Origin of the sequence: Enterobacter sp. JMULE2, from assembly GCF_013337145.1 — a bacterium.
Classification (GTDB): domain Bacteria; phylum Pseudomonadota; class Gammaproteobacteria; order Enterobacterales; family Enterobacteriaceae; genus Enterobacter; species Enterobacter mori.
This window is the reverse complement of record NZ_SGWD01000018.1, coordinates 256,830-283,135: the sequence shown is the minus strand read 5'-3', so window position 1 is coordinate 283,135 and position 26,306 is coordinate 256,830. Positions and strand designations below refer to the sequence as shown.

At 49.6% G+C, this 26,306-nt stretch carries 31 protein-coding genes; 17 read left to right on the top strand and 14 right to left on the bottom strand.

Annotated features, from left to right (window positions below; translation table 11 throughout):
- Nucleotides 1–309: 309 nt before the first annotated feature.
- Nucleotides 310–1,115, top strand: a protein-coding gene (locus EXW94_RS26000; RefSeq protein ID WP_174339605.1) for an IS5 family transposase whose coding sequence is annotated in 2 segments (ribosomal slippage) — nucleotides 310–660 and nucleotides 663–1,115 — 804 coding nt in all. Because the reading frame shifts where the segments join, the coding sequence is not laid out codon by codon here.
- A 107-nt stretch (nucleotides 1,116–1,222) separates the two neighbouring features.
- Here the strand turns inward: EXW94_RS26000 and EXW94_RS25995 are convergent.
- The 11 genes from EXW94_RS25995 to EXW94_RS25945 form a co-directional block, all read right to left on the bottom strand.
- Nucleotides 1,223–1,639, bottom strand: a complete 417-nt coding sequence (locus EXW94_RS25995) for a hypothetical protein (protein WP_174340092.1) — start codon at nucleotides 1,637–1,639, stop codon at nucleotides 1,223–1,225.
- A 21-nt stretch (nucleotides 1,640–1,660) separates the two neighbouring features.
- Complete coding sequence (locus EXW94_RS25990) at nucleotides 1,661–2,146, bottom strand: hypothetical protein (protein ID WP_174340091.1); 486 nt, start codon at nucleotides 2,144–2,146, stop codon at nucleotides 1,661–1,663.
- Nucleotides 2,147–2,188: 42 nt separating this feature from the next.
- A complete protein-coding gene (locus EXW94_RS25985; protein WP_000829091.1) occupies nucleotides 2,189–2,515 on the bottom strand; it encodes a hypothetical protein in 327 nt (108 codons plus the stop codon).
- Nucleotides 2,516–2,895: 380 nt separating this feature from the next.
- Complete coding sequence (locus EXW94_RS25980) at nucleotides 2,896–3,105, bottom strand: hypothetical protein (protein ID WP_174341482.1); 210 nt, start codon at nucleotides 3,103–3,105, stop codon at nucleotides 2,896–2,898.
- A gap of 333 nt (nucleotides 3,106–3,438) precedes the next feature.
- Entirely contained in the window at nucleotides 3,439–5,859 is a 2,421-nt protein-coding gene (locus tag EXW94_RS25975; RefSeq protein WP_174341481.1) for an Ig-like domain-containing protein, read from the bottom strand.
- 189 nt (nucleotides 5,860–6,048) lie between these two features.
- Nucleotides 6,049–6,258, bottom strand: a complete 210-nt coding sequence (locus tag EXW94_RS25970; RefSeq protein ID WP_174341480.1) for a hypothetical protein — start codon at nucleotides 6,256–6,258, stop codon at nucleotides 6,049–6,051.
- 182 nt (nucleotides 6,259–6,440) lie between these two features.
- Entirely contained in the window at nucleotides 6,441–6,665 is a 225-nt protein-coding gene (locus tag EXW94_RS25965) for a hypothetical protein (RefSeq protein ID WP_254797904.1), read from the bottom strand.
- 96 nt (nucleotides 6,666–6,761) lie between these two features.
- On the bottom strand, nucleotides 6,762–7,511 hold the full coding sequence (locus EXW94_RS25960; RefSeq protein ID WP_174341478.1) for a class I SAM-dependent methyltransferase: 750 nt from the start codon (nucleotides 7,509–7,511) through the stop codon (nucleotides 6,762–6,764).
- A gap of 62 nt (nucleotides 7,512–7,573) precedes the next feature.
- Nucleotides 7,574–8,338, bottom strand: a complete 765-nt coding sequence (locus EXW94_RS25955) for a hypothetical protein (RefSeq protein WP_174341477.1) — start codon at nucleotides 8,336–8,338, stop codon at nucleotides 7,574–7,576.
- Nucleotides 8,339–8,505: 167 nt separating this feature from the next.
- The gene (locus EXW94_RS25950; RefSeq protein WP_174341476.1) at nucleotides 8,506–9,288 is read right to left on the bottom strand and encodes a hypothetical protein; all 783 of its coding nucleotides are present in this window, start codon (nucleotides 9,286–9,288) and stop codon (nucleotides 8,506–8,508) included.
- A gap of 181 nt (nucleotides 9,289–9,469) precedes the next feature.
- Nucleotides 9,470–9,820 carry a hypothetical protein gene (locus EXW94_RS25945; protein WP_174341475.1) on the bottom strand — a complete coding sequence of 117 codons (351 nt, stop codon included), beginning with the start codon at nucleotides 9,818–9,820 and terminating at the stop codon, nucleotides 9,470–9,472.
- 558 nt (nucleotides 9,821–10,378) lie between these two features.
- On the opposite strand from EXW94_RS25945, the gene EXW94_RS25940 reads away from it, so the two are divergent.
- The 5 genes from EXW94_RS25940 (at nucleotide 10,379) to EXW94_RS25920 (ending at nucleotide 14,029) form a co-directional block, all read left to right on the top strand.
- Nucleotides 10,379–10,693 (top strand): hypothetical protein, encoded by a 315-nt coding sequence (locus EXW94_RS25940; RefSeq protein WP_254797903.1) that lies wholly within the window; start codon nucleotides 10,379–10,381, stop codon nucleotides 10,691–10,693.
- 48 nt (nucleotides 10,694–10,741) lie between these two features.
- Nucleotides 10,742–11,038, top strand: coding sequence for a type II toxin-antitoxin system RelE/ParE family toxin (locus EXW94_RS25935; protein WP_174341473.1), 297 nt, complete (start codon nucleotides 10,742–10,744; stop codon nucleotides 11,036–11,038).
- 9 nt (nucleotides 11,039–11,047) lie between these two features.
- On the top strand, nucleotides 11,048–12,229 hold the full coding sequence (locus tag EXW94_RS25930; protein ID WP_174341472.1) for a flavin reductase: 1,182 nt from the start codon (nucleotides 11,048–11,050) through the stop codon (nucleotides 12,227–12,229).
- A 195-nt stretch (nucleotides 12,230–12,424) separates the two neighbouring features.
- On the top strand, nucleotides 12,425–12,685 hold the full coding sequence (locus EXW94_RS25925; RefSeq protein ID WP_174341471.1) for a hypothetical protein: 261 nt from the start codon (nucleotides 12,425–12,427) through the stop codon (nucleotides 12,683–12,685).
- 93 nt (nucleotides 12,686–12,778) lie between these two features.
- Nucleotides 12,779–14,029, top strand: a complete 1,251-nt coding sequence (locus tag EXW94_RS25920; RefSeq protein ID WP_174341470.1) for a site-specific DNA-methyltransferase — start codon at nucleotides 12,779–12,781, stop codon at nucleotides 14,027–14,029.
- A 43-nt stretch (nucleotides 14,030–14,072) separates the two neighbouring features.
- Here the strand turns inward: EXW94_RS25920 and EXW94_RS25915 are convergent, their stop codons facing one another.
- Nucleotides 14,073–14,522 carry a hypothetical protein gene (locus EXW94_RS25915; RefSeq protein ID WP_174341469.1) on the bottom strand — a complete coding sequence of 150 codons (450 nt, stop codon included), beginning with the start codon at nucleotides 14,520–14,522 and terminating at the stop codon, nucleotides 14,073–14,075.
- 237 nt (nucleotides 14,523–14,759) lie between these two features.
- Between EXW94_RS25915 and EXW94_RS25910 the strand changes: the two genes are divergently transcribed.
- The 10 genes from EXW94_RS25910 (at nucleotide 14,760) to EXW94_RS25865 (ending at nucleotide 23,585) form a co-directional block, all read left to right on the top strand.
- Entirely contained in the window at nucleotides 14,760–15,089 is a 330-nt protein-coding gene (locus EXW94_RS25910) for a hypothetical protein (protein WP_174341468.1), read from the top strand.
- Nucleotides 15,090–15,501: 412 nt separating this feature from the next.
- The gene (locus EXW94_RS25905) at nucleotides 15,502–16,302 is read left to right on the top strand and encodes a hypothetical protein (RefSeq protein ID WP_174341467.1); all 801 of its coding nucleotides are present in this window, start codon (nucleotides 15,502–15,504) and stop codon (nucleotides 16,300–16,302) included.
- A 43-nt stretch (nucleotides 16,303–16,345) separates the two neighbouring features.
- Nucleotides 16,346–16,795 (top strand): hypothetical protein, encoded by a 450-nt coding sequence (locus tag EXW94_RS25900; protein WP_174341466.1) that lies wholly within the window; start codon nucleotides 16,346–16,348, stop codon nucleotides 16,793–16,795.
- A gap of 215 nt (nucleotides 16,796–17,010) precedes the next feature.
- On the top strand, nucleotides 17,011–19,392 hold the full coding sequence (locus tag EXW94_RS25895; RefSeq protein WP_254797902.1) for a phosphoadenosine phosphosulfate reductase family protein: 2,382 nt from the start codon (nucleotides 17,011–17,013) through the stop codon (nucleotides 19,390–19,392).
- A 94-nt stretch (nucleotides 19,393–19,486) separates the two neighbouring features.
- Nucleotides 19,487–19,690, top strand: a complete 204-nt coding sequence (locus EXW94_RS25890) for a hypothetical protein (protein WP_174341464.1) — start codon at nucleotides 19,487–19,489, stop codon at nucleotides 19,688–19,690.
- A gap of 50 nt (nucleotides 19,691–19,740) precedes the next feature.
- Nucleotides 19,741–19,962: a hypothetical protein gene (locus tag EXW94_RS25885; RefSeq protein WP_174341463.1), complete on the top strand. Its 222-nt coding sequence runs from the start codon at nucleotides 19,741–19,743 to the stop codon at nucleotides 19,960–19,962.
- A gap of 41 nt (nucleotides 19,963–20,003) precedes the next feature.
- Nucleotides 20,004–20,612 carry a DUF6012 family protein gene (locus EXW94_RS25880; RefSeq protein WP_174341462.1) on the top strand — a complete coding sequence of 203 codons (609 nt, stop codon included), beginning with the start codon at nucleotides 20,004–20,006 and terminating at the stop codon, nucleotides 20,610–20,612.
- A gap of 198 nt (nucleotides 20,613–20,810) precedes the next feature.
- Nucleotides 20,811–21,596 carry a toxic anion resistance protein gene (locus EXW94_RS25875; protein WP_174341461.1) on the top strand — a complete coding sequence of 262 codons (786 nt, stop codon included), beginning with the start codon at nucleotides 20,811–20,813 and terminating at the stop codon, nucleotides 21,594–21,596.
- Complete coding sequence (locus EXW94_RS25870) at nucleotides 21,593–22,705, top strand: toxic anion resistance protein (RefSeq protein WP_174341460.1); 1,113 nt, start codon at nucleotides 21,593–21,595, stop codon at nucleotides 22,703–22,705. Before EXW94_RS25875 ends, EXW94_RS25870 begins: the two co-directional genes overlap by 4 nt.
- Nucleotides 22,695–23,585, top strand: a complete 891-nt coding sequence (locus EXW94_RS25865) for a hypothetical protein (RefSeq protein WP_174341459.1) — start codon at nucleotides 22,695–22,697, stop codon at nucleotides 23,583–23,585. Before EXW94_RS25870 ends, EXW94_RS25865 begins: the two co-directional genes overlap by 11 nt.
- A 77-nt stretch (nucleotides 23,586–23,662) precedes the next feature.
- On the opposite strand, the gene EXW94_RS25860 is transcribed toward EXW94_RS25865, so the two are convergent.
- Nucleotides 23,663–23,998, bottom strand: a complete 336-nt coding sequence (locus tag EXW94_RS25860; RefSeq protein WP_174341458.1) for a hypothetical protein — start codon at nucleotides 23,996–23,998, stop codon at nucleotides 23,663–23,665.
- A gap of 2 nt (nucleotides 23,999–24,000) precedes the next feature.
- Nucleotides 24,001–25,401 (bottom strand): hypothetical protein, encoded by a 1,401-nt coding sequence (locus EXW94_RS25855; RefSeq protein WP_174341457.1) that lies wholly within the window; start codon nucleotides 25,399–25,401, stop codon nucleotides 24,001–24,003.
- A 215-nt stretch (nucleotides 25,402–25,616) separates the two neighbouring features.
- On the opposite strand from EXW94_RS25855, the gene EXW94_RS25850 reads away from it, so the two are divergent.
- Complete coding sequence (locus tag EXW94_RS25850) at nucleotides 25,617–26,150, top strand: DUF262 domain-containing protein (RefSeq protein ID WP_174341456.1); 534 nt, start codon at nucleotides 25,617–25,619, stop codon at nucleotides 26,148–26,150.
- Nucleotides 26,151–26,306: the final 156 nt, after the last annotated feature.

Sequence of the window (26,306 nt, the reverse complement as noted above, 5' to 3'; positions counted from 1 at the left end):
AAAAAAACCAGTGCTCACTGAATGGCAATGATATGGTAGATGTTTTAAAGACATGAGAGTCGCGTTCTGACGAAGATTTCGGTATAAGAAAATCACTTCAATGGCATTGATATACAAAGGAAAATCAAGAATTTCAAGGCTATAGCTGGGGATTTACATAGTTATGAACTAAAAATTAGCTCAAAAAAGTTTGATGAGCATTCAAAAAAATCATTTCAATACAATTGGTTATGATTGCTTTAGCAATAAGAACCTATCCCAGAAGGGATTGTCAGAATGTCGTAACTGATAATTTCTGAAGGTGAAAAGATGACAGGCAGCAAATGGCGGATCAGCGATGAACTTTGGGAAAAAATGGCACCGCTTATCCCTGAGCACAAAACCTGCCATCCACTCGGTACGCACCGGAAACGCGTTGATAACCGCGCTGCCATGGACGCCATATTCTTCGTCCTCAGGACCGGTTGCCAGTGGAACGCCCTGAACGCCACCGGGATATGTTCATCGAGTTCTGCACACCGGCGCTTTCAGGAATGGCGCGATGCCGGAGTCTTCGAGCGCTTCTGGCAGAACGGTTTGCTTGCCTGCGGGCATCTGGACAGCATTGACTGGTCCTGGCTGTCAATGGACGGCTGTATCACCAAATCGCCGCTGTCAGGAACAAAAAAACAGGCCGTAACCCCACTGACAGAGGGAAACAAGGCGTAAAGCGCAGCCTTTTGACGGACGCCTGCGGGCTTCCTCTGTCGCTGGTTGTCTCAGCAGCGAACACGCACGACATCAAACTGGTTGCGGATACGCTCGATGCCCTTCAGACGGGTCGTCCGGGGCAAAAACTCAGACTCTGCCTGGACAAAGGTTACGATGCAGGCTGGCTGAAAACATATCTGCAGAGCCGCCGCTACGAGCCGCATATCCAGTCCCGTAAAGAAGAGTCAGATGCCAGTAAAAACACGGACTTCAAAGCCCATCGCTGGGTTGTCGAAAGAACTCATAGCTGGATGAATCGCTTTCGCCGGGTTCTGACACGATGGGAAAAGAAGACTGAAAATTACGAGGCCATGTTGCATTTTGCCTGTGGTCTTATTGTCTGGAATAAAGTCCTATTGAGATAGGCTCTAAGCTGAATTATGTACATCCATCAAACCCAGAATAGTTAAATAGGCCACTGCGAGAATCGAACACCGGCCTATGTACATATAAAGTCATTGCGCGAACCAAATCACCAGTAATAATTGTTACGTCTGTGGAAATAGTAAATAATTCCGTACCCGATCACATTTATTGCCAGGAAGATTACGAACTGCCAGAACGCGGTACCGTACCAACTAATGTTCATCTGAATAGGGAAGTCATCGCGAATGCCGGCGTTATAATCCAGCACCGGAAAAAGGCTGTACCAGAACATGCTAACCATAAACGGCGCTGTGAATTTGATTACGTTAAAATCTGAGTGGTGGCTCCAGAAAAGGGCACCAGTGACTGCCAGCGCCCAGACAACAATTTTGATGCCACTTTCAGTTGCTATGCCAAATGGTACATCAAACGTCTTCATGATCCAGACCGCAAAACCGACGAGCAGTAAACCACCCAGCACTACAAGCATCCCACCAATTTCATTATTACTTGAACGATTCATTTTTGCCTTCTATAAGCCTTTTTACACCAGATTTGATACCAATGAATAGAACAGCTCTTTAGTAAACGGGCGACGATTTCCTGCCCGGTTGTTACCATCAACGAGTGACCATACACCTGGTTCACTCTTACCGCCCCCAAATGAATCCTGCATGTACAGATTGAATTTCAAATTACGACTAACGCCAGTAAATCGAACCTCAACTTCGCCTTTCGACCCCATCAGATAAAGCGCTTCTGGACGAAATTCCAGGTGCTTATTTCCGTTTGAGATCTTCATGAAATCCATCGGGTAAGAATTTGTATTTCGCGTCGTAACATCATGAATATTCGTACGATTTCTTTCAATTTTCACAGGCATGTCTTCAAGCCATGAACGTAATTCGATGAAAAGAGTACGTACACTTTCCTGAAACTCTTTGATGTCATTGGCTTCTCGTGCCACACCAGCTTCTTGATCAGAAGCAGACTGGTGTAACATATTCATCAGGTCATCTTTGGAAGTCATTTTCAGTCCTTTACAATTATTCAACAAATAGTCTTGAAATATTCAGTCTGGTTTGAATGCATCTAGTGAACCGGGTTTCACAGTCAAACCGAACAACTCGTTATAGATCACCGGAACAATGCTAATGTTATCATAATGTTCCAACGCCATCATGACACCGAAGGCTTCACCCATATTGTCAGTCAGGAAGGCGTCGTCAAGATCACCGGTGTAAATGTCGGTGGGTTCGTAATCGCCATCAGTAAGGCTCACAAATGCACGTTTATCCTTGTTGAACAAGGCATAACCAACGACATTTGGATCGCCTGTTGTTAAGCCGTGTTTATCTTCGAATTTTTTAAGCCATTTATCGAGTTTACGTCTCTTCATTCCATTTATCTCAAAGGGGGGCCAGCACTGTTAAACCCCTTTCATGTATAAGGGTATCTCAGGATAACTCAGATTTTCGAGAGCTGCACCATCCCAAAATCGAGATACAAAATTAAACCATTGCATTGATATTCTTAATAATCGAGAGCTTTTTTTAAAAAAGTGTTGGGGTAGTCTGGCACGACCTCTCCGCCAGTAATCTTGATGGTATGGAGGCGCTTGAACAGAAGTATCTTTATCTGGCGAATTGGCAGGGTTGCTGGGGGAAGCACGAGTGCGAGCAGAATCTTTTACAGAGACAGGAACTGGATAAAAGGCTTAACGCGTACGTGAAAGCGTAGAGCAGGGCGGCGGCTTGCCGTGCAAGCTGCCGGTCATTGTCAGGCTGTTCGATTCCACTGGCCTATTTGCTCGTAAATATTACGTTGGACCTGTTGAAGGGTTTTCTTTATGTCGGACAGTCCCGGATTTTCCTGTCCAATCTCCGCTTCCCACTGATCGTTCATGTCATCGATCCGTTGAGTAATATTTTCCAGCTGTGCCAGCTTCTTCTTAGCAAAAGCCATTTCTTCTTTATAGAGTTTGCGCATGATCCTTTTCCAAAGGTCGAAGAAAGTGCGAGGTTTTTTAATCCTCGCCGTTAATAAATTGTTACATGCAAAATAACTTAATGCAAATTTTCAGTGCTTTCCGTATTGCCAATGCTCTGATTTTGCTGGTGCTTTTTCCAGCTATCCTGTCATGGGGAAGTTCAGATGGTTACCTTAACGCAACACTGTGTGCAGACTCTGTAGGACGCAATCCCGGAGATATGTTTCCGCGTAAGCAGAGAAGGCGCTGGTTTGGATGGGGTAACAAGTAAATGTGGGAAACAGATCAACCAAAGGATGGGGCCGTCAGGCTGGCTGACGGCTTTTTAGTGGTTACTTCAACTCATCAATCTGGATCATGAACTCTGCGGTTCCTGTCTTGCCGTTCTCTGACGGATAAACCGGCATGAGAAGATTATCGCCCAGGCCCATGTCGATACTGACATCCACTGACTCCCCTGGAGCCGCTTCCGCGCCATTAAACGCAATCCCGAAGTCAGCATCCTTACGCACTGAGAGGGTCGCGTTCTGCAAGCCTTTGGCTATTTCACCGTTGGTCTTGCGCAGCATATTGGTGGACAGGTACGCGAGCGGCACGTTATCAGAGGTTTTGAGCGCCGATTTTACTGCCAGGGTCCGAAGGTTATGCAACTGAACCAGGTTGTTCGGCAGATAACTGAACTTCTGAGTGTAGGTTTTTGTGTTGGACTGGCTGTCCGATACCGTCACGCTGAGGGCATAGTTTTCAGAGGGTTCAAAATTGGGGAAAATTCGTGGATATTCAGGCGAATAGATGTCTTTGCCCACTGGGGACCAACTGAGTTCAACATTATCTGAAGTTGGTCCGCCAGTCAGCTGAAGGCGGGTAATGCGCGGTGTGGTTAAGTTGTCGCTCAGCGCAATACGCAGGTTTTCCAGTCCATAAACGACGGTATCATCCGTAACCGGCTTTCCGTCGAAGGAGATAGCGACCGTTGGGGCCGTGGCATCGAGCGCAATCACACCGAAGGTTTTGTTTGTCTGGTTGCCAAAGCGATCCTGAATGTTAACTTCAACGTTATATTGCCCTTCAGACTGCCGGGAGAGGTCATACTCAATCGTGTAATTCCCTGCATTTCTGGACTTCTCAACTCCCACAGGCGTCATGCGTTGATTGGTGTTCTTATCGGTGAGGTAGAACCCGAGGAGCCTGAAACCGTCGAACCAGTCATTATCTTTGTCGAGGTGCGCCTCAACGGTCAGTATCTTCGATGTCGGGCTGTAGGTGATCGCTCCGATTTCAGGAACGATTTGGTTGTTCCACCGTGTCATCACCCACTGCTCGGAGCGAAGAATAGGATTGGCGACACTGCGCACGTAATAGAGGGTCCGGTTATACCCCTGTGTGCCTACTGCCATATCAAAATTCTCAGGGGCTTCACAGCTTGTCTGGCCTGCCGGGATGCGGCAGGTCAGACGGCCTCCAACTTCCTGCTCAAATGGACGGGCTTCTACATTAAATCTTGCCCGGACGATTTTAATCGGCAGCCTGGAAGACAGAACTGTCTCGAAGTCCTTCGACTTATACCAGGTACCTTTGCTGTCCTGAAAGTCCTCCCAGGTGCCGGTAAATGCAGGTGTCTTGTTTGCATTCGGGTTCAGCGTCATCGTGTAGGCCGGGAAGTAGCCTCCCCACTGACCGAAGTTGGCCATACGCGCCATATCCCCATTGAAGGCGCCAAATGGTAGAGTCATTTCGACATAGCTGTAGGTGGCATCAGAAGCGATTTCTTTTGCAGCCGAGTAAGAGTTAATAAATTCCAGTCCACCCTCTGCATATGCCCGGTAGTTGGATTTAGGAATTTTATAAACCAGCCTGACAGGGTTTTCATTGACCATCATACCGGCTTTATAAGCGGGATAGTTTTTCAACCCGGGTACCACGCTCGTTGTGTCATTGGGATCATGAACGGCGAAAAGCGTTATCTCACCGACAGTATTATCAAACCGGAATTTTTGGGTCGGTAATGTGCGGATATTCCCGGCAGTGTCGTAGATTTTTGCCTTTGCCTGAAATTCTTCGTCCAGGTTGCTGTCAGGGATACCAGGTTGCTTCACGCTTGCGAAGGTGTAGGGCAGGTACATCGTCTTGTCGCCGACGTTGTATTTCATCGGAGTCGAGCTGAAAAGGGTTCCATTAGCACGATAGATTTCAAAGATGCCTTTATCGATCCCCACTGCATCACTGATGCCCGTTGATAAAAAGCTGTACTGCGCCACTGCTTCAAGCCCCAATTTGAATACAGTGCCAGTGCCTGTGCCCAGTGAGGCGGATGCCGTCAGGGCATTTGCAGCCGGTGGAGTCGTGTCTATGGTCCAGTTGTAGTTATACGTGGCCACAACGGACTGACTCAGATCCAGAATATTTACCTGTACGTTTACTTTCCCTTCCCCGAGCGCGGGTAAAGTTACTTTCTTCCCATAGAATTCACTGCCGTCAGCTGCCTTCAGGCGATCAGCCACGCCGGTACGGGTGGTGGTGGTATTGTAGAGCTGTGCCCCGGTATCCCGGGTCACTTTGACGTTCACAAAGCGATCCAGTCCGGAGATCAGCGTCAGCGTTACGGTAGACGCCGGGTTCAACAGAAGTTGTGTGGACGGGGCGTGAACGACTACGTTGTTGGTATCGGTAAACGTTGACTCATAAATTTGTGCTGATACCTGGGTTGATGCCAAAAGCCCTGTCACAACACCCAACTTAAAAATGTGCTTCATCGTCTGACTCCGTTTAAAGTCGTCTTTTGTTGACGACATTGTAAACAAGTCAGAAAGCAGCCAAAGTCAGCAAGGCGGCCAAATACGTTGTAATTCAATGGCCGGATAGGTGTGGGTTTTAATCAAGACGTATATAAAAGGCCATATGCACCACTCAGGAGGAATAGGTGCAACTATTCGACTGATGTGTTATGGCGCGATACCGGTATTCCACTTATAGGTATTAGGGCCATTTTCTCCCGCAATAGCATCTGCGACAATTTGGTCATAACGGTCGCCAGCCAGCTCACGCACCATCTGATCCACGACCCATTGCAAATGATGTAGTTCGTCTGTACCGCCCCATTGACAGGCCAGCGAGATAGCCCGGTCAATTCGTTGTTGTTGATCATCAGCCATCAGAGACTCCTTTATTGGTCAAAATAATTATACCATTCCTGGCAACGCTACCAGCAGACCTGGACAGCCTTATGAGCATTCCTCCTTAATCATGCGCCGCATGATTAAGGAGGCTGCAATGCTTGCCGTTTGGTGCAGGCAAAGTATATGCCTCCATAGCTAAGGGGCTTAGTGAAAAGCCTTCACCGCAAAGCGACCAGCTCACGCCCGAACGAAAAGCCTTCTCCGGCCCGGTCCTCAAACCGGGAGACAAACGACTTACCGTATTTCTCCAGATCTACAAGGGCATTGCGGGTAATGCGGCGAGAATAGTCATAGCCCCAGATTTCGCCGTTACGCTCTTCAAAACGGGAGGGTTTGTAGTGGGTTTTAAGGAAGTCATATACCTGCTGAAATTCTGGGGACACGCTCGTCTCTAATTCTACATTATCCATAAATATGCTCTCTCGCACGTGATGAGCGGGTATCGAGACCCGCTTATTCCGGTTGCGGTAGTTGTCGCGTCAGATTTTTACCATCACAGTATTAACCCGGGTGCCGACGGATTTAAACGTATCGGCAGGCAGGTCTGTAATGCTCCCCCCCAGTGCGATGATCCGCTTACGCAGCGCAACCGTCATGCTGTCCTCGCGGAATTTGATGCTCGATGGCATGACCGAGGCGAAGCGCCCGCCGGTTACAAGCATATCAAGAGCATGATTAACATGTTTCACATCTGAGCGTTTAAAAAATGGTGGATTCATCAGGATGACGTCAAATTTCTGCTCGGGCTGCCAGCTGAGGAAATCAGCATTGATTAGCGTAGCGGATGCGTGAAGCTTCGCGTCCGTATTTGCCAGTTCAAAGCGTTCGGACATCAGCTCGATGCCGGTGATGCGAGCGCCCGGGGCCGCTGTCTGCAATGCACGAATGATTCGACCATCGCCAAAGCTTGGTTCAAGGATTCGGTCACCGGATACCGGTGCAGCACCGGCAATCATGGCGGCAATAATGTCTGGCGGTGTAGGGAAATAATTAAATTCGTCCCGGGGAATGGTAATTTCGCCGGTCATCAGTAACTGGTCAATACGCTCACCTGCATCCGAAGGGAAAATATGGGCCTTTTCCTTACGATTCCATTTCCCCCCGGCGGCATCCAGCACCTTGTTGGTTTTCAGGTACAGCGCCCGATCAAGCTGTGCGGACAGAAACAATCGGTTGTCCTCAGTCCGGGCCTGGCCCAGGGCCGTCAGTACGTCAGTTGCAATTTGCATAGTGTCTCCAGTTAAAGGTTATTCACCTGCCGGAAGGCAGGTGACAGGCATTGGGGGGCAGATCAGTTAAATGCGATTAGCATTGCTTTTTGTTGATACGAGAAACGGTCTACCGGGGCGACGTCAAAGCGGCCATCAGAGGCATCAGGGGCGATAACGACTCCACCATGGGCGGCATGGAGATGCAGGGCGCAATTCTGGCCGTCGTTGATGTGCAGCGCCGGAACACCTTGATTCACTTCGAGCATAAAACCAAAGCATGACTCTCCGTCCGGTCCGCAAACCTCCACGCTCAGGTTTTCACCCGCAGTCGCTTTCACTGTGTAGACCTTACTGTCTTCCACCGGCAGTTCTTCTTCCTGAAGCCGCCAGTCCTGCATCGTCAGCATTAATTCGCCCTCAATCGTGGGGGAAACCAGTTGGCGAAGTTCACGACGGACGGACTCGCATTTTTCGGGTGTTGGAATAACGGACAGATCCTGTCCTTCTTCAACCCAGCCCTCCGTATCCACATACATCCATACGTTCTGATCAGGCGAAGGAAGGCACTCATTTTCGTGAACAACCAGATACGGTGTACTTTCCGGTTTTTCGAGATAGTGGACCGGCTTGCCATTCAGAAGACCACCATCAACAGCAGTGCCGTCCGTTTCCGGAATGGTTACATCTGAAATCAGTCCACCGCAGTGCGTGGCCACAACTTCACCCAGGTTCAGAAACAGGGCGCGGTGTTTTTCCGGGGTATCCAGTTCGCCGAGTAGCTCCGGCTTTAATAACAGCCCTGCGATAATTTCGGTAAGCTCAAGTGGGGTTACTAATTTAGCCATGATATTTCTGTCCTGGTTTGTTTCGATATCGCTATTTTAAGAAAAAGAGTCTGGCGGCTAATAACCTTTGCAAAAAATAAATAAAAAAAACGAATGAATGGACATAAAAAAGGCCCGAATTAATTCGGACCCGAAGATTTATAATAAAGGTTTAGCATTCACGATAATTATGAATCGGTCCTGACCAGCAACCCGGAACGTCCGTAGGTGAAGCAATCCACGGGGGCCAGAGCAAAATTGGTGTCAGATGAACCTGTTGCCAGCACAAGCCCGCCGTGGGCCGCATGGATATGGAGGTGCGTCAAATCCGCATCTCCGGGATTAATGTGCAGTGCCGGAGTGTCGTTTTCAATGGTCAGAACAGCGCCCAAGACACATCTCCCGTGATGGTTCTGAACGACGATTTGCGCGTTGCCCCCCAGCGCGGCAGTAACCGTAAAAATTTTATCTTCCGCAGGCTGCTCATCGTTCTCGGTGTAGCGGCAGTCCTGCATCCTAACAACGTGCTGTTTCAGGTTGCATTGAGCCGTTTCAACCGGGATGAGCAGGCGTTGTAATGCAGTTCTCACTACAGTGCAGTCTGTCGTGGATGGCAGATCATCGGGAGAGGTATCCGGCGTTCCATGCACCACATCCAGCCATCCCGCAGGATTACTGTAGCGCCAGACATTGTGTGTCAGAGAGGGAAGTGACGCATCCGGACTTACAACGAGATACGGCGTGGTTTCAGGGCATGACAGGTACGCCGCTTTGCTTTCTTCTTCGCTAACTCCAACCGGCATCATGACGCCGTCAATCTTCCCGCCGCAGTGACGGGTAACGAGCTGGCCCATCTCTTCAAGAAAAGCCTGGTGAGCTTCTGGTGTGGAAAATGCATCGAGGCGAGCAGGTTGCACCAGCAATCCGCATACAATCTCAGCAAAGTCAGAAGGGGTTAAATATTTAGGCATGTTGGTTATCTCCATTGATCTGATAACTTCACGCTACCATTTCAGACTTTCTGGCTAATAACCTTCGTGGAATATAGTCGGAAATTAAATTATATCTCGATACGTCTTTTTTAAGACAGAGTATCCGCCGTGAATATACGGAAAGTAATTATAGGGGAGGGAGCTACCTTCCCCATTGTAATCAGCTGGACTCGCGCTCTAATCGGGCTGACAGGGCAGTGGCGTCCTTAAGGCAACCTTCGAGTGTGAGGGAGTTATCGGCAATGACGTCCCAGCCATCGTTACCGTAGATAAATTCAACAAACCCGATACGCGTCCATTGCCCCCCCGGCTCTTCCGGCGGAGCATAAGCCTGAAGGGTATCCGTATCTGTCGAGAACATGGCGGCGAGGATGGCCTCCACGCTATCAGACCTCACCAGTACAGTGGCCTCGCCGTCATTCACTGAGACTCGAAAGCCAGCATCAACAATGCCGGTTGCAGCCGCCCGGGCTATTAGCTGCTCTTTCAGGTGACGTTCATCTGCGTTCATTGGTTATCTCCGATTTTCTACTTTGGGGTTGCCTGCCAGGTCACTGCCAGACGTATAGGGAACTACAACCGGGAAAAGGCATAAATTTCTCGTGTCACCTTTATAACCGGTGATGTCAGGCGTGTTCAGCATGATGTTTTCACCGGACGATGTATATAAATTCACTACGCCATTTATATGCTTTTAATGTTTGAAAGTTCACTGGGGATATTTATAGAACATTTATTAATGTATGTGTAAGTTGCTTTTTCAGGAATTCGCTGTGTGAGTGAGGAATTAAAATAGCAGGCGTTGGTTTTAATGTTTTACGATTTATTTTATTTATTTTCCGTGTTGGTTATTAGCCAGCGCGACGCCTCTGACATTCTGTACATATCAAAGCGGATGCCGGAGTGATGAAAAATGACAAAATACTATGATCGCAGTGGAATTGAAGTTTTAGAATCATCCATTCAGTGCATTGATGATGTAAAGGGCACGGCAGAATATACCTTTCGGGTTCTGTGCAGTAAATGCAATGGGCGTGGTGAGCGTAAGCACTTTTATAAAAGCCGCTGCATGGCATGTAATGCGACCGGCTACAGCCTCATTACCACCCGCACTGCATACACGCCGGAAGCCCTTCGCAGGAGCTACCCTGCCGCTGCCCGTAAGGTGGCTGATGCAGAATTCAAAGCGCGTCAGAACGCGGCTCAGGCTCGCTACTCCCAGTTTTCTATCTGGTGTGAGACTCACCAGACGCTTCTGGATGCGATTTCAGCGCATTCGGGGAAAAGTAATTTCCTGGATAGCCTGAAGCACACACTCTCCCGCCGTCACCCGCTGTCTGATAAGCAAATTGCGGTAGCAGAAAAAATCCTCGGATTTAAATAACCCTAAGCATCAGTGCTTATTCATTAGTATTACTTTATGGAGGTCAACATGATCCATTCATTTAAAGATAGCCGTCTGGAGAAAATCTTCCGTAAAGGGAAAGGTCAGCCAGGTATCCCATCAGATATTACGAACTCTATTCTGAGCCGACTTAAAACGCTTGATGAGGTCAGTTCTGAAAAGGAACTGACATCCAACAGTCTCCGTTATGAACGTTTGAGAATGACCTGTAATCGGTATTCTTCCATTCGAGTAAATTCAAAATATAGACTTTTTTTTGAATGGCAGGACGGAGCGCATAACGTGCATTTATCTGCACATGATTATAAATCGCTCATTCACTGAGAATATAAAATGAAACTATATGGGATTTCAGCAACTGATTTTAAAATGGATGCGTTATTTTATATCCAGGCCAGCTCACGTCAGCAGGCTCAATTCGTTCTTTCGCAATTGTTACAAAAGGCGCATGACGGGCGATTTAAGCTGATGGGGCAGGCAAGCACAATGGTCATCCCGACAATCAGCCGCACCACGCTGTCGTTGCATTCGCTGTCGCAAGAGCCACTGATAAGCTCCCGGCAACTTGTCATGTCCACTCACGGGCTGAATTTGTCCGGAACGGTTTCACCGTTGCAGATGAAACAAATTGTGGCCTTCTGTGATGATCTAAATCTGCCACTCAGTGAGGCAGCTACCGATCCAGAATGGGCAGCCATGATCAATGCGGAATGCGCCCGACTTAACCCACCCCGCCTCTATCCTGTTCAGCTCGACCCCTACACGGACATCCCTTTTCAAATTTATGTCGTCGCCCCCGCTGGCGAAGAGTCGTCAGCGGTAATTAACACGGTCTTGCAGGAGTCTTTCCCGAATCGGCGCTACCGGCTTAACGGGGAGAGGCTGCTGTTAAATAAGCCGCCACAGATTGCTCTGGAGTCCTACCGTTCTGACACGGGCAAAGAGATTCAGGAACTGACGGTTTGTAGCCAGGGTCTGACGCTTTCCACCGTGGTCAGTAAGGAGCAACTGCGTCTGGTGTTGATGCTGTGTGAGGATTATGGCGTCCAGCTTCAGGGGAGGGCAGGGGCAAGCTGTCATCCTGCTATCAGGAATGAGCTTCGTCTCCTGGCCGTGGTGGGGATTTACTCCCGTCCAGGTACTGAAGACGACCGACGTCCATATGCATCCAGTGAGGAAAAAAGCCTCATACAGGCACTCCTGAAAAAAGGACAGGATGCAACCGACCTGACGCCTGCTCGACATGGGGTTATGTTCAACGGCGTCATTTTTAACGCTACGCCTTCAGGTGGAACCACCGGGTTCGTTTATCTGTCGCCAGACTTCCCGGAGGGGCAGTTTATGATGACCGCTGAAGTAGTCAATGCAGGACTAACCGCGAACGGTGTGCGCTATATCGAAACCATTGACGGTTTTCGTTTTATCCTCACGGCTTATGCCCGTGAAACCATGGATTCCTTGCTGGCCTACCTGGCAGCAAATCATGACTACTTTTCCCTCTACCGATGGGAGTAGGGCGTAATGCCCTTGCAGCAGCCGGAAAAGTTACTTTTCATCGTTCCGGTTCTGCCAGTTAGTCAGCAGACCACATGATTTTTTTTCGGTAAACGACTGAGAATTTTTGGTCTGGGTTATTAGCCAGCAAAGGTGGGCAGGTAAGATCAACAATAAGAAACAGCCTTTAACCCCGACTAACATCCGAGGCCAATCATGAGTATCAAACATTTTGCTGTAAAACTCTGCATCATTTCCGGCGAGGTAGAAAAATCGTCCCTTCACGTAGTTGATGCACAGGATGCACATGAAGCCTCTAAAATGGCTCTGCAAGCTGAATGTCACGAGGAAGACGAAGATGTCTGCTGGGAAGATGACACCTGTGTTACCGATCTCAACGGCGAGTATTTATATCGCGTCAAACGCTGTGTTGAGATCTCCTCCGACCATGCAACCGTACTCCGCACTTACCTTTAGAAATGCCGCGCCCGGATATAATTCCGGGCAATTTTGTACCCGATCATCAAACCGGTGTTCGGGTGTATTTCCCCGCTGCCGTCGCGAGCATTTATGAAATCAATAACGACTGACCTGATTGCCCACCTTTATGAACAGGCGGATGCTCCGGTATCGAATGAAGAGCTGTATTCAATGCTACAGCAGTCTATCGGCCTGACCGATGATGAACTGAAGGCGCAGAAATCTTTTGGCAGCAGCCAGATGAAAACCAGTGCCGTTAAACACAAAGTGCGTTGGTATCAGCAGACGCTACGTAAAGCCGGTGTAATCGAGCATGTCCCTGGTGATCGGGGTGTGTGGCGTTATGCACTCAAAACAGAGAAGAAGTTGCATGAATGCTGGAAGAAAATGGCGCTGATCGGATTTTCAACCGATCTCGGTGTCGCTATCTTCGGCAATGCCCAGCAAGTGTTTACCCAGTTAGATGAACCAGTGACGCTGTGTGTCACCTCACCACCCTACCTGTTGCGACATGCAAGGGCATACGGAGCAGGTTCAGCCAGGGGGGAGCAGGCGTATATCGACTTCATCTTGCAGACGCTGGAGCCTATTGTAAAACGGCTGGTCAGGGGTGGGTCGATCACGCTGAATATTACGCAGGACGCCTTCAATCCGGGCAGGCCTTCCCGATCACTGTATGTCGAAAAGCTCACACTGGCGCTGTGCGAAAATCTTGGGCTGGAGCTGATGGACAGGCTGATTTGGGTAAACCGCGCCAAGCCGCCGTCACCGACCCACTGGGCTTGCAAACATCGCGTCCAGCTCGCGGTATCCTATGAATATGTTCTGTGGTTTACCAACGATGCCACGCACGTAAAATCCGATAACCGCCGGGTTCTGCAACCTCACTCTGAACAACACCTGAAGCTGCTGGCAGCGGGCGGAGAACAGCGTGTGACGAATTACGGCGATGGAGCCTACCAGCTCCGTCACGGCTCCTACGGCGCAAGCACGGAAGGGACTATTGCCAAAAATACTTTTCAGTTTGGTAATGCCTGTGCGGATACGCGGTTTTGCCACAAAATTGCCCGTGAGTCCGGAATGCCGCTGCATGGGGCATCATCGCCTACCCGGCTTGCGTCATTTTTGATTGAGTTTCTGAGTGAACCGGGCGATCTGGTTGTTGAACCATTCGCTGGTCTCTTTAAGACCCCAATTGCCGCAGAGCGCCTCGGACGACGCTGGCTGGCAACCGAGAAAATCATGGAATGGCTGGCGATTTCTCGCAATCTCTTCATCGGTGCGCCTGGGTATCAGTCCAGCCCGCTGCTCGATGCTCTGGTGCTCGACTACCAGAAATAACCCTTAAGGCAGACCCGGCCTGGCCTTTTGCCAGGCTGTTGTATCAGGAGTCGGTTTTATTTAATTCAGCCACCAGCTTTTGCAAATGAGGCGACATCAAATTTATGCGTCCCGGACTATTCTCTTTCAGGACGCGGACAAGAGAAGCTCTATGCACGGGCGATAGGGTCAGACAGTCTGTCAGATACCGCTCTGATTGCCGTAAAAGCCTGTTGGTGTACAAAGTTTCTGATAACGCGAAAATGTATTCCAGAACATGGCGGTTTTGTTTCAACAACGTATGCACAACATTAATACTGACGGCTTTTCTTATCATGTGCTCTTCTGGTGGCAGTAGAGAAGGGATTTTCTGCAACGCCTCATAGTCCGGCTCATGTTCATAATTCAGCGCGTCAGGCGCGGAAAGATACCTCACTGACTGACCTTCAACGTCGATCCTGGCGAGTGGATCGAACGGCGGATATTTTTCGTCTAACCATGCCCATAAATCCATCGACATCCCCGATTACTCTGTAAAAAGCCTACGAAATCAAACTAAGTCGGATATTAGCACAGTGGACGTAACGCCAAAGGCACTCTGCTGCCCGCAAGTTATATAGTTTGCTTGTTTTCGTCCGGGGTTATTAGCTGACGTTTTCGTTTTGACATAATCAGCACAGGGTTGCTCGCGATGGTCATCAAGCTCAGCGATACGTGCATCCTTAGATATTTTTCACTAACAGGAGCTGTCATGGATACGCCGGAACTGATCACTAAAATTACTCAGACCCTCATTCGTGAGGACGGATCACAGGCCAAAATTGTTGCTCAGGTGGCTTTTGGTTCCGGGCTGACTCGCTCCGTTGACTTCTATGTGCTTCGCAGGCCAGATGCCAGCGCAAACTGGATGCTTTGCAGTAAAACGCCGCATCCTGACTGGCGCACGATGTCCGTTGAGGATTACCGTCGCTTCGGGCGTTCTGAAACGCTGCAAACTGTGACAACGGGCGAAATCATGCGCCTGATGGGGGCGCTCGGAAACCCCCTCAACTATCTGGATACGCTTGACCGTCCGAGTTGAGCAAGTCCGATTATTTAGTCGAAGTCGGGAAGCGAGAGGAAGGCATCCGGAAAAGGAAATGTTGATGCAATAATTGCTATCAGCGCCTGCCCGATTTTGCAAGAACTGGCGAAGTCACAGAAGACAGCCTACCTGAAGCGGACTCAGCAAGTCCCATACCTCAAGGCATTTAATTATTCGAGTGCTGGCGAGGTAAAGAAAATATACGTATGCCGCTGTCAGTTTTAAATACTCAGTCTCATGATTCTCCTGTTCCATCGCGGTTAAATCATTCAGGGTGGCATGGAGATAATAGGGTGAATTCAATGCTGAAATTATTTTAACTATTTCCCCCTCTTGTTATTAGCCATCGATCAACTCCCGGTAATATGAACTTATCGAAACAACGACAATTACATATAAGGGCACTATTATGGCTAATAACTACACATCAGCTTCTTTCCTTATTCCATGCAGCGCTGAGCAAGCAGAAATCGCGCAAGAGGCAATTGCCTTTATTGTTGAAGCGTCCCCTGAAGAAGGCAATGCATTGCTGAACAAATCACCTGACACCATGACGGTGCTGGAAAAGCTCATTACCCGTATTGTGCTGGAACATCCTGAGGTTGATAGCCAGGATCCGACTTTTACCCAGCCGGACTGCCCCGAAAATAACCTGTGTATGGAGCTGGGTACGGAAGTCTGCAACGACGGACTTAATGTGTTCCATGAGCAGTCTATTGATGTGGATGTCGCCATTGCAGTTACCACTGCTGTCCTGGCTGTGTTTGAACGGCCTGAGATGGTAGTAATCAGTGCGGCATTCACCTGCGACAAGCCGCGTATTAACGAATTTGGTGGTGTTGATGTCGTTGTCACTGCCCAGGGTCATGATTATCTGAATCGCTATCGCTACCTTCAGACGATGCAGCAGGCTCACCTTGATGAAGTGAAATACGCCCTTTGCAACGTGATGCACTATCAGAATGAAAGAAGCATTCCGGCATCGTACCTGCTGACCTACAAAGTGACCGATGACGCTCGTGCTGTCGCACTGGCGAAGCTCGTCAGTATGACGGGTTCACAGCCAGGGGAGAATGATTATTTCGTTCTGGACGAAGAAGAAAACACCTCACTCGGACTCGATAAAGTCTCCGAACTGACTGCGTTTGAGTACGACGGGATCTGCAAGCTGCTGCCGTCGTTCGACTCCCTTTGCCCTGTCACCTGCTAATCCCTAAACGCGCCCGCCGACATTGGCGGGCTATGGAGAACACATGCAAAAGCTCATCGTATCAACCGTATCCTGTGTGAATGAATTTGCCTCTGGCTACCCGGAGCTGGTTTCCATCGTGGTCGATGATGCACTGGCCTCACGCATCCGTAATATTGCCGCCTGGGTGAAAGACAACAATCTGTTGCTGGCGGAGGTGTCGGAATATGGGTCTGTCTGGTCTAACTGCGATGAAGACACCGCGCTTGACGCCATGCAGGTCGAGAGTCTGGCGTTATTGATTAATGACCAGCAACATGCCGCATTAAACACGTTACTGCAAAATGATGTAGTACGGGTGGATGCTCCGCTTATCCGGGTGTTTGCGTCGAGCTTCGTGCTGGCGGCAACACCTCGCCACTGCGGTGATGATATGGCACTGCATACCCCGAGTATTCCACTTACTGCACTGGATAACCCTGAGTATTTATTCAACGAAGTGGTTTACGCATAATTTCAAACTCGTCTGAAATATACGGGTTAAAATGCGCCCGTATATTTCATCGGCAAATCCCATGAGTTCTAATTATTAAATAAGACGCCTGCTAAATTAACTATTTGTTTAATGTGCTATTGCTATCTTTCGTGCTGCAAGATTAAATAAATGGAATGCACAGAGCTGTTATTTGTGAATGGTGAAATATGTACACTGAGTCGGTTTTATATAATATGAATCAGACAGCAGACCATTTCGTTAATACGGTGGCGAATGCACCACTGTTAATTGAGGATAAATGGTCTGCTGTCTGGCACACGCTGCAAACCAACGTAGATCTGAATTATACCGATGCGCGGGAGCCGGTCAGTATTGCTTCCCGGATAAGCCTCGCCACAGCGTCCATCTATGAAGCCATCACTGACGGCTGGACCTGCTCTGTAGGTTTTAGCGGAGGTAAAGACTCTACTGCTGTACTGCACCTGTTTCTCATGGCACTGGTGCGGGCTGTCCGCAGCGGCACAAACGTCAGCCAGCACCATTTCATCCAGACCGCCGACACGCTCATCGAGAATCCTGAGATGCATTACCATGCCACGCAGATGCTCGCCTCACTCCAGGCGTTTATTGATGCGCAGGCATTGCCGGTGACGATCATCGTATCTCGCCCTTCGCTGACCCAAAGCTGGGTAGGTCGCGTTCTCACCGGGCGTGGTCTCCCTACGTACACCAATTCTGCCTCGCGGCTGTGCTCAAACGATTTCAAAATCAACCCGATGCGGCAGGCGAAGGCCCGTTACCTGAAAGGTCTTCCTGAATCAGTGCGTGGTCGTGTCTGTCTGATGCTGGGTTCCCGTGATGCAGAAGGCCACCAGCGAGCCGGTAACATTGCCCGTATGGGCGGACAGGCAACCCACGTGACCCGTACCGCCCACGGCGGTGAACTGTACCCGGTAAAGGAGTGGACGACACAGGACATCTGGACATTCCTCACCGCCAGCGGGTCGGATGCCCGGTTCCCGCTGCCGGGATTTCAGCCGGATAATTTTGTCCTGGCCGAGCTCTACAAGGATGCGACCGGAGAATGTATCTGGAGTCCGGAGAAAACTACCTCTTCTCCGTCTGCCTGTGGGGCCCGTTACGGATGTTCATTGTGTACCGCCATCGGTATTGACCGCTCGATGGAGACCCTGATCAACACCAACCCGGAGAAGTACGGGTATCAGGCCGGATTAAATCGACTGCAACGCTACCTGACAAAAATCCAGTATGACTGGAGCCTGCGTGACTATGTCGGACGGACCCTGTTTGAAGGCGGCTATATTCGCCTTCAGCCCAATGTGTTTTCTTCCGGACTGACCGAACGTTTGTTCCATGTGTGTTGCAGCCTGGACTACGCCGAAGCCAGAAGGGCCAATGACGTAAGTGAGAAGCTCCACTCTGGCGAACTGCCCGATACGCCGCACAACCGTCGTATGAGCTCGCCACAGTTTCGCCTGGTGGAAGAGCAGATCGTTCTCTACATTGATTTCCTCTGGTCCCTGCACTGCTATAACCCGGAACCGTTTCGGGCCATAGCCATCTACCGCCGGGTCTGGGAGCACGGGGAGCTCGACCTTCTCGATGATGAACCCGACCTGACCGCTGTTCCCCGGACCCCTATGCCTGCGCCTCTCTGGCTTCGTGTACCTGGAAGCCAGCATGACACCGACCGCGACGGACTGACCGATCCGCTTACTGCCTCCACCTATTTCGAGGGAGAGCGTGACGAACGAGCCGCCCGAACCCTCGCCACAGCAACCGGAAAAAAATCCATCGTGTCGTTTGATGAGGAAGATGAAGTCACGGTGGATGCCGCGACCGCGTCGTGGATCATCTGGCATGAGTACGATGGCCTGTGTCAGCGTATCTCCAGTGGGGGACTGACAGCCTGCTATGCGGCTCACTATCTGCTGCGATATGGGGCAATTCGTCTGGCGAAGGGGAAGGGGTCGCTTTATCACAAGCTGGCCCAGCGGGGTCAACGCTACCAGAGAATGGGGCTGACCGATAACCGCACTCTCCCGGAACTGCTACACAGCCAGCAGTACAAGATTCTGGATGATGCCGCATACCGGATGCTGGTTGCCCGACGGATTGAGGGACAAATGAAGAAGTGGCGGTTCTGGTGCTGGGTGGCGCTGTGCGCCGAATTGCATCGGTATAACCATACCGCGCTTGGCAACTGGCTTAGGCAGGAGTCCCAGCGGGAAGAGCAACAGCACGCAGTAGCCGACGCTGCCGCCATCAAGTTGCGACTGATGGACGCCATTTTAACGTACAGCAATTTGCGGCTTCAGAGAGAGGGATCCATCCATCAGCCACCGGCAGACCGGCGGTACTTCCGGCTGATGCGAAAACTCTCCCTCACCACGGTTATGCAGTGCCTTCAGGCCGGGTCAGAAGTGGCCTTCACGGAAACGCTCTGGGATCTGCGTCTTCTGACTCAGGCAGGGCGCTCAAACCGAACGGGATTTCGCAATGTAGATGCGCAACCTGAAGCCCTGTCAGGTCTGCTAAAGCCGCTGCTTAAGCGGCTAATTCACCTGCATAACGCAAGAAAGCCTGAGCGGTGATGGGATAGCACCAATATGACCGGTTATAGCGAAAAATTCATTCAGATCGTTGTGTTGTAATTGTGACGCAATCTAACCCGTTAAGGTAAACGCTATGAAAAGTTACTTTTCTCCCCTGGTCCGTGGTGTGCTTTTTTTGTGTCTGCTTTTGCTTGGACTCCGCAGTTTTACTGAGTTAACGAACAATATTTCAGACTCTGTTTTTTACAGTCTCGTGGTGCTTTTCATCGTCATCGGGACGCTGTTCGCCCGTGCTGTGGAACGTAAAAAGCCCGCTGAAGACGCCCCCGAATCTTAATCAATAGCCTCCCGCTGGTGGGAGGCTATTTACTCAGAAGGAAATAAATCATGTGTGCACCTGATTCTCAAATCGTGGCCATTTTCAGCTCACGTCATGAAAACGTGGAAGATGCTGCCAACGCAGGCGAGCTGTTTTCGGTCGATATTGAATATCCGATGACTCTCAACGATCTGTCTCGCCTGTGTGACTCCGTCGCCAGTGCGCTGGGTATCCCTGGCGGTGTGAAGTACGGCTTTATCAACCAGCCTGAAGCCGAAGAGCAGGTCTGATACGGCTCTTAAATATCCCCGACGCTGAACAGGAGGTCATTGTGTATCTGCATCTGGTTCCCAAAATTCTTCACCCTATGGCAAACCTTTGTACGCTGGAGTCGGTGTCGGTTCCGGAAATTTCGCTCAGTCTCACGACCCGTGAACTGACGACCATGAAGCCATACCCCAACAAGACCTACAGCGTTGGGATGCTGAAGGGGCGAAAAGCCCTGAACGGTTTTCTGGTACAGGTCCCCCGGCCCCTGGCGGAATTTACGATGGAGGCGGTCTGGGCTATCGAAGGGTTTGGCAAGCTCACTTACAGCCTGAAGACCTACGTTGACGATGCAGAGTTTGATCTGGTCTCACATGATGTTCTGCTGGCTGAAGCCTTCTATAAAGTAGACGAACCCGAAGGACGCCGGGTCCACAGGGATTATGAAGGTCTGGCTCCGGTCGATATAGAACCAAAAATGGAGTCCAGGCTGCTAGGTCAGCCAGACCTCGTCAATGATGTCTGGGAGACATATTACTGGGGCGAACTGGTTCGCTCGCGAGTGCAGGGTTTCCGGGCTATGACGATGTCTTCAAAGCGCCTCAACCATACGAAATTTTTGCGCGGAAGCCGCTTACCCCAGCTCGAGGACGCTATCGTTATTGCCGGGTGATGGCGGGGAAGTAATGCCGACCTGTCAATCCTCGCAATCCCGCTGATACCGACATTTATTGGGTCATGCGGGTTAATTGAGAATTTTTTTACTCTGATAACATCATTTTACATTTGACAGCACCACAAAGGGCTGACGGGATGCCGGTTATCTGATGCGGCTGAGCCTGGTGTAACTGAATTTACTTTTGAGGTCATTATGAACGGTACAGAGGACTCAGGCATTCCTACAGTCGCTGAGCTGAAAGAAGAGATAATCCCCGGACTGCTACTGGATGCAGAAGCGGTAGGCCATTACGGTGATTCGGCTGTCTCCTCTGGCGCGATGGATCGCTATTCGTCCCTGATGGAATCCGCTGCCGTAACCGGCTTATCCGAAACCATCAGCAGTATTGTCAGTGCGCTGACACAAGCAGATCCCCGCACCATCGCGAAGAACCCTTCGTGGTATGCGCGTTTCACAGGAAAGCATATCGAGAAACGTGTTCGCTATCAGCAAGCCCGCGATACTGTCGAAGGGCTTCTTGTGGAAGGGAATAAACACCTTGGGCGGGTCAACGAAACGCTCGCGGTACTGGATGAGTTGCAAGAAATCTATGATGTCGAAATTGCACGGCTTCAGGTTTACATTCAGGCCGGTCGTGATTATCTCAGTGCTGGATCCGCTGGGGAAACCCAGGACCATGGCGACTTCGGCTTTGACCGTCCCCGGGAGCGATTCGCCCGTAAGGTAGCCAATCTGGCAACCTTGCTGGCATCCAATGAAATGGCGGTCATGCAGATGAAAATGACGCGGGCCCAGTGTCTCGACCTGGTCGATCGCTTCATTGAAACCACAAAAGTGCTGGTTCCTGTGTGGCGACAGCACACCCTGTCTCTGTTAACGATAAAGAACATCGATCCCACCGTCATCGCAAAGGCCTCTCAGGCGCACCAGGCGTTGCTGTCGAGCCTGCATACTAATTTAGAAGGAATGGATAAATGATCGGACAATCCACGCGTAGTAGTGAAGTTGCGCCATTTGTGTTGACGGCCTCCGAGCTGGAGAAGTTTGGGCTTCAGGTTCAGGATGAGCCAGAAATTCAGGCCATTGCTCAACGTATTAACGCAGCAGATCCCGATACGGTCTATCAGTTTGGTCGCGATGTTGCTGAGAACACGGCAGGCTATGCTGACAGCCTGCTGGACCAGATCCGCAATAAGGATCTGGACGAAAGCGGCACAAAACTGACGGAAATCGTCAACCTCGCCCGTAACGTGAACATTACCAACCTGACCGAAAGCCGCTCAACGTTACCGGTTATCGGGCCCTTGATTGACAAAATCCGCACCCGTGGAAAGAACTTTGCAGCCCAGTTTGCGTCAACCCGTGAGCAGATTGATGCGCTGGTTTCCGAGGTCGCTGTTACGCAGAATGCCATGAGTAACAATAACGGTGCGCTTCAGAATATGTTTGATGAAGTGGTCAAAGAGCATCACCTTATTGGTCTGCATATTGCCGCAGGAAAGATGCGTCTGGCCGAACTGCAACAGACGGCGGATGCTCGTCGAGCAGACATTGGCAATAATCCGGCGAAATACCAGGAGCTCGCTGACCTTGATACGCTTATTGCCAACCTCGATAAGAGAATTGGCGACCTGGTCGTCACCCAGCACTCCGCCATGCAGGTGCTGCCGATGGTGCGTATCATCCAGGCCAACAATCAGAGTCTCATCGACAAATTCCATAGCGTCAGGGAAATCACTGTTCCGAATTTTAAGCGTCAGTTCATTTTGGCCATTTCGTTAAACGGCCAGAAAAACGCTGTGAACCTGGCCAATGACATCGACGACGCTAATAACGAACTGCTCCGTAGTAATGCGAAGCTGCTCCAGCGAAATGCGGTGATGACCATGAAGGCTAATCAGCGCCTGGTCATCGACGTCAGCACACTGAAAGAAGTTCAGGATACGCTGATCCAGACAGTCGGTGATGTTATTAAAATCCAACAGGAAGGTGCCACTAAGCTTCGGGAGACCGAAAAACAGGTTCTGGCCATGCGTGAAGACCTTCGTGCCCGTTTGACTGCCAAAGGGGTCAGACATGGCGAGTAGTATCCTGAGTAGCGATATTGTGCAAGAGGTTGAGGCACTTACTAAACGGACCTCGTACATTAAGCGGGCGGGGGTTTCGCTTGCGGTTATCGGCGGACTGACGGCAGCCGCAGGACTGGCCGGTATAATCTGCTCTTTTATATTTAATCTCAAAATAACTGATTTTAAATTGGATGTCCCTGCATCTGTTTTAAGTTCTGAATCATCTTTCGCTGGTGGGTTTGAAGAATTCGGTTCGGTCTTTGATTCGCTCAGTTCTATTATGGATGGGCCTGTCGTGTATATACCGGCTACCCTGTTTTTTGTTTTGTCACTGTATAAAATTACGAGAGGCGAATTCGATATTACTTTAATTCTAATGGCTGGCTCATTGTTAATTGTACCAAAGATTTTTGGAGTTTTGCTTGAGGATTCTTCCTTTAAAAGCACGGGCGGGAATGCTCATAAAACAGTTGAGCAATTGATTGATGATGGTGATTACACCAAACTTATCAGTTATCTCAAGTCATCAAACTCTAAAGCACAGGCCGGATATCTACCATTTGATTATGTGGTTGCACAGGCGGGTGTGAAAGAGGACAAGCCGGATGTTCCCGTTATCAAACGAGTGGTTGACGGATATAACACCATGAAACCTTTTGCTACGGTGCCGGGACCAGTTCGCTATGCGCTGGAGATGTCGGCCTTCAATGACGTTGTGACGGACGAGGCTAAGCAATATCAGGCAAACCAGCGATCCAAATCAGCCTATCTCTCTGAGACAGGTAAGCAGGGAGGGCTGACCGGTAGTGGGCTATTACTGCTGGGGGCAAGTATTTTACTGTGGTTCAGGCAGATGAGTCGTCGCGTTAACTTCCTGAAATCAAGCCTGAGTATATGATACCTGGTAGTCTGCTAATGTAGCAGCTTGCTGTCAGGCTACCCGGCCAAGGCACTGGCCGGGTAGCCTTTCAGAAATCAATGCCAGTCGTCTTCGTCGTATTCCACTTCAGCACTAGTTGGATAAACTTCCAGATTATCCATGCCCAGTCTCACCCCGAACTTACTATTGTGCTTGTTCAGACTGTGTTCAAAAGAAGTAATAGAATGGTTCATTTCCTCTGCTTCCACCAGCACATCGAACTCGTACTCGTTGTTGAAGTAGACGAACAGTCCTCTGTAGGCACGAACACCGTCATAATTGCGGGTGCCGCTTTCCTCAAGGCCGAACTCAGAGGCATTAATTTCAAGAACCTCCAGTTCCACTCCTTTGTCGTCGAATACTTCAATGGTCACACTGCCTTTAAGATTCATAACTAATTCCTCTGATATAATTCGAGTTTTTGATCAAGCATTGATTGAAGAATTGCGCAGTCGGGAGACAGAATTTCATCCATTTCTTGAAGAAAGGATTCCATTTGGTCGTAATCCAGGCGCAGGAGTTTGCACATGAAGTTTGTCCTGAACTCCCAGTGCTTTTTGCGATTTTCGCAGTAGGACATCATCTGAACATTTAAGTCTGCCTCATTTCCTTCAAAGCAAGACAGAACGCCAAAAATATTGCCCATGAATTTTATCAGCTCAGCATTGGTGCTCATTTCAGCCAGTACCTTGGCAGCGTTTTCGCACATCACCTGAGCATCGGGGTCGTAGATTTTCTCGCTGATCCTCAGAAGTGCCGGGTAAAGCACCAGGTCTTTGTTTGTGCTGCCCCGACTTATCAGCCGTAGCGAAAGGCTTTTACCCTTTTCGGTTTTGGCATACCGGACGTAACGCACGTATTGCAGCATGCGCTGGATGTATTTTTGTTGAAGATTTCTTTGGATTTGCGCCCACCAGTCAAAGCCACTAGGGCGATCTACTGCATGGATAGCAGCAAATGAATACGCAATGCGCCAATCGTTCTCATCCGCTGTTGAAATTTCAAACGGTTCTTCCGTTTCAGCCCATTGATTGAAAGCACTGATAATGCTGGTTAGTTGAACGCTTTCCCATTGGTGGTAGAGACCGCTGTTAATGAATCCATTTAATACCATGTTCTTGCTCATGTGCCGGTGAAAAGCGAGGGTAGTGTTTTCTTCCTGCACACTGTGCACCGTTACTGCATAGGCCTGGAGCCGATGGTCAATGACCTTGTCCAGCTGTTGACGGATTTCTGCCGTTCCGGTGTTGTAATCAAAGTAAGGGCTAAAGAGGTCCTTGTTAACTCGTGGCCAAAGACGCTCCATTTCAACAAGAAAGGCTTCAGTATTACTGAGGCTTACTGCTGCTGATTCATTAAATTGGCCTAGAAGGTAAAAATGGCTTTTTAATACGTCACCGGCAACCCGACTGGGATGATCCGCTTGATAGAGGTAATCATAGAATCCCAGAGTCAGATCTTTCTCAGTCTGGTATTTTTTGATTTGCAGCTTCCATTTAGGGGCGAGCAAATTCAGTGCCGCGACCAAAGCCACCAATTCTTTGTAGGATTCAGTCGTAACATACCCAGGGTATTGTTGCTCGTTTATCCCATAGGCGACCATTTCCCTAACGGACTTACGTGCATTATGTGTGTCAGTCACCTGAACGTCAGCTTTCGCCGTTGGAAATTGCGGTGCAAGAAGCACAACCAAGGCGTTAGCTTTATCCAGGATGGCGTCATCGTTTAAAAGCGGTGGCCGCCCAAAGAACTGCGTACCCGCTTCGCGCTCTGTGGCGTTGTTGCTGTTAATCATCTCATTGCCTTCTCTGGTGAGTACCTGATGCGGTCATCATAGCGATAAGGCCGATAATGTCCCGGACGCTAACTTATATTTTCCCGATTTCAGCAAAATTATCCTTATTTTGACCCTGAGACTTTACGGAAACAGGCTTTGCACTGTTTGGTTTTGGGCCTGATTTGTTATGCTCATACTCCAGGCAATCAAGATGGAACTTAACGGGACGACATATGGCCATCACAGAGAGTATTCCGGAAAACCGCATTCGTGCATTACACCGCTTTTCCCCTACGCAAAAGGCCGTCTGTATTGACAGTTATATTCATTGGTTACAGCATGGTGCGCTTTTTTTAGAGGGTGGCTACCAGCGTGACTATGTATGGGGTGAAAAAGAGCAGCAGGACTTCCTGATGACGGCGATTCTGGGCTTTCCACTCGGTCATATTGCACTGGCCAAAAAAGCAAACTGGGGCAACGTTGACGGGCCTTACATCGAAGTGGTAGACGGAAAGCAACGTATCACGACGCTACAGCTGTTCATCACCGATAAAATTAGCCTTATGCTGCCTGATGGTCCGGTAAAGTGGTCCGAACTGACACGGGGCGAGCAGCTGTCCTTTGGACGAGCTTCACTCCCGGCAATTGAGCTTGGCAATGCCACTCGTCGTGACATCGTAGAGTACTTCGTCCGCGTGAATTTCACCGGAGTTGCCCAAAGCACGGATCATAGAAAACACGTAATGGACCTGCTTGATTCGCTATAGACCGGGCAAATGGTAATGAAGGCATTCGCGAATGAAGTTAATGTTCACGGGAAAGTTACTTTACCTTGAGATACTTATTTAATCTGGACCGGCTCTGATCTAATTAGCTCGTCAAACAAATGGGTGCGGTGGGTGTGTGATTATATTGGATGGCAA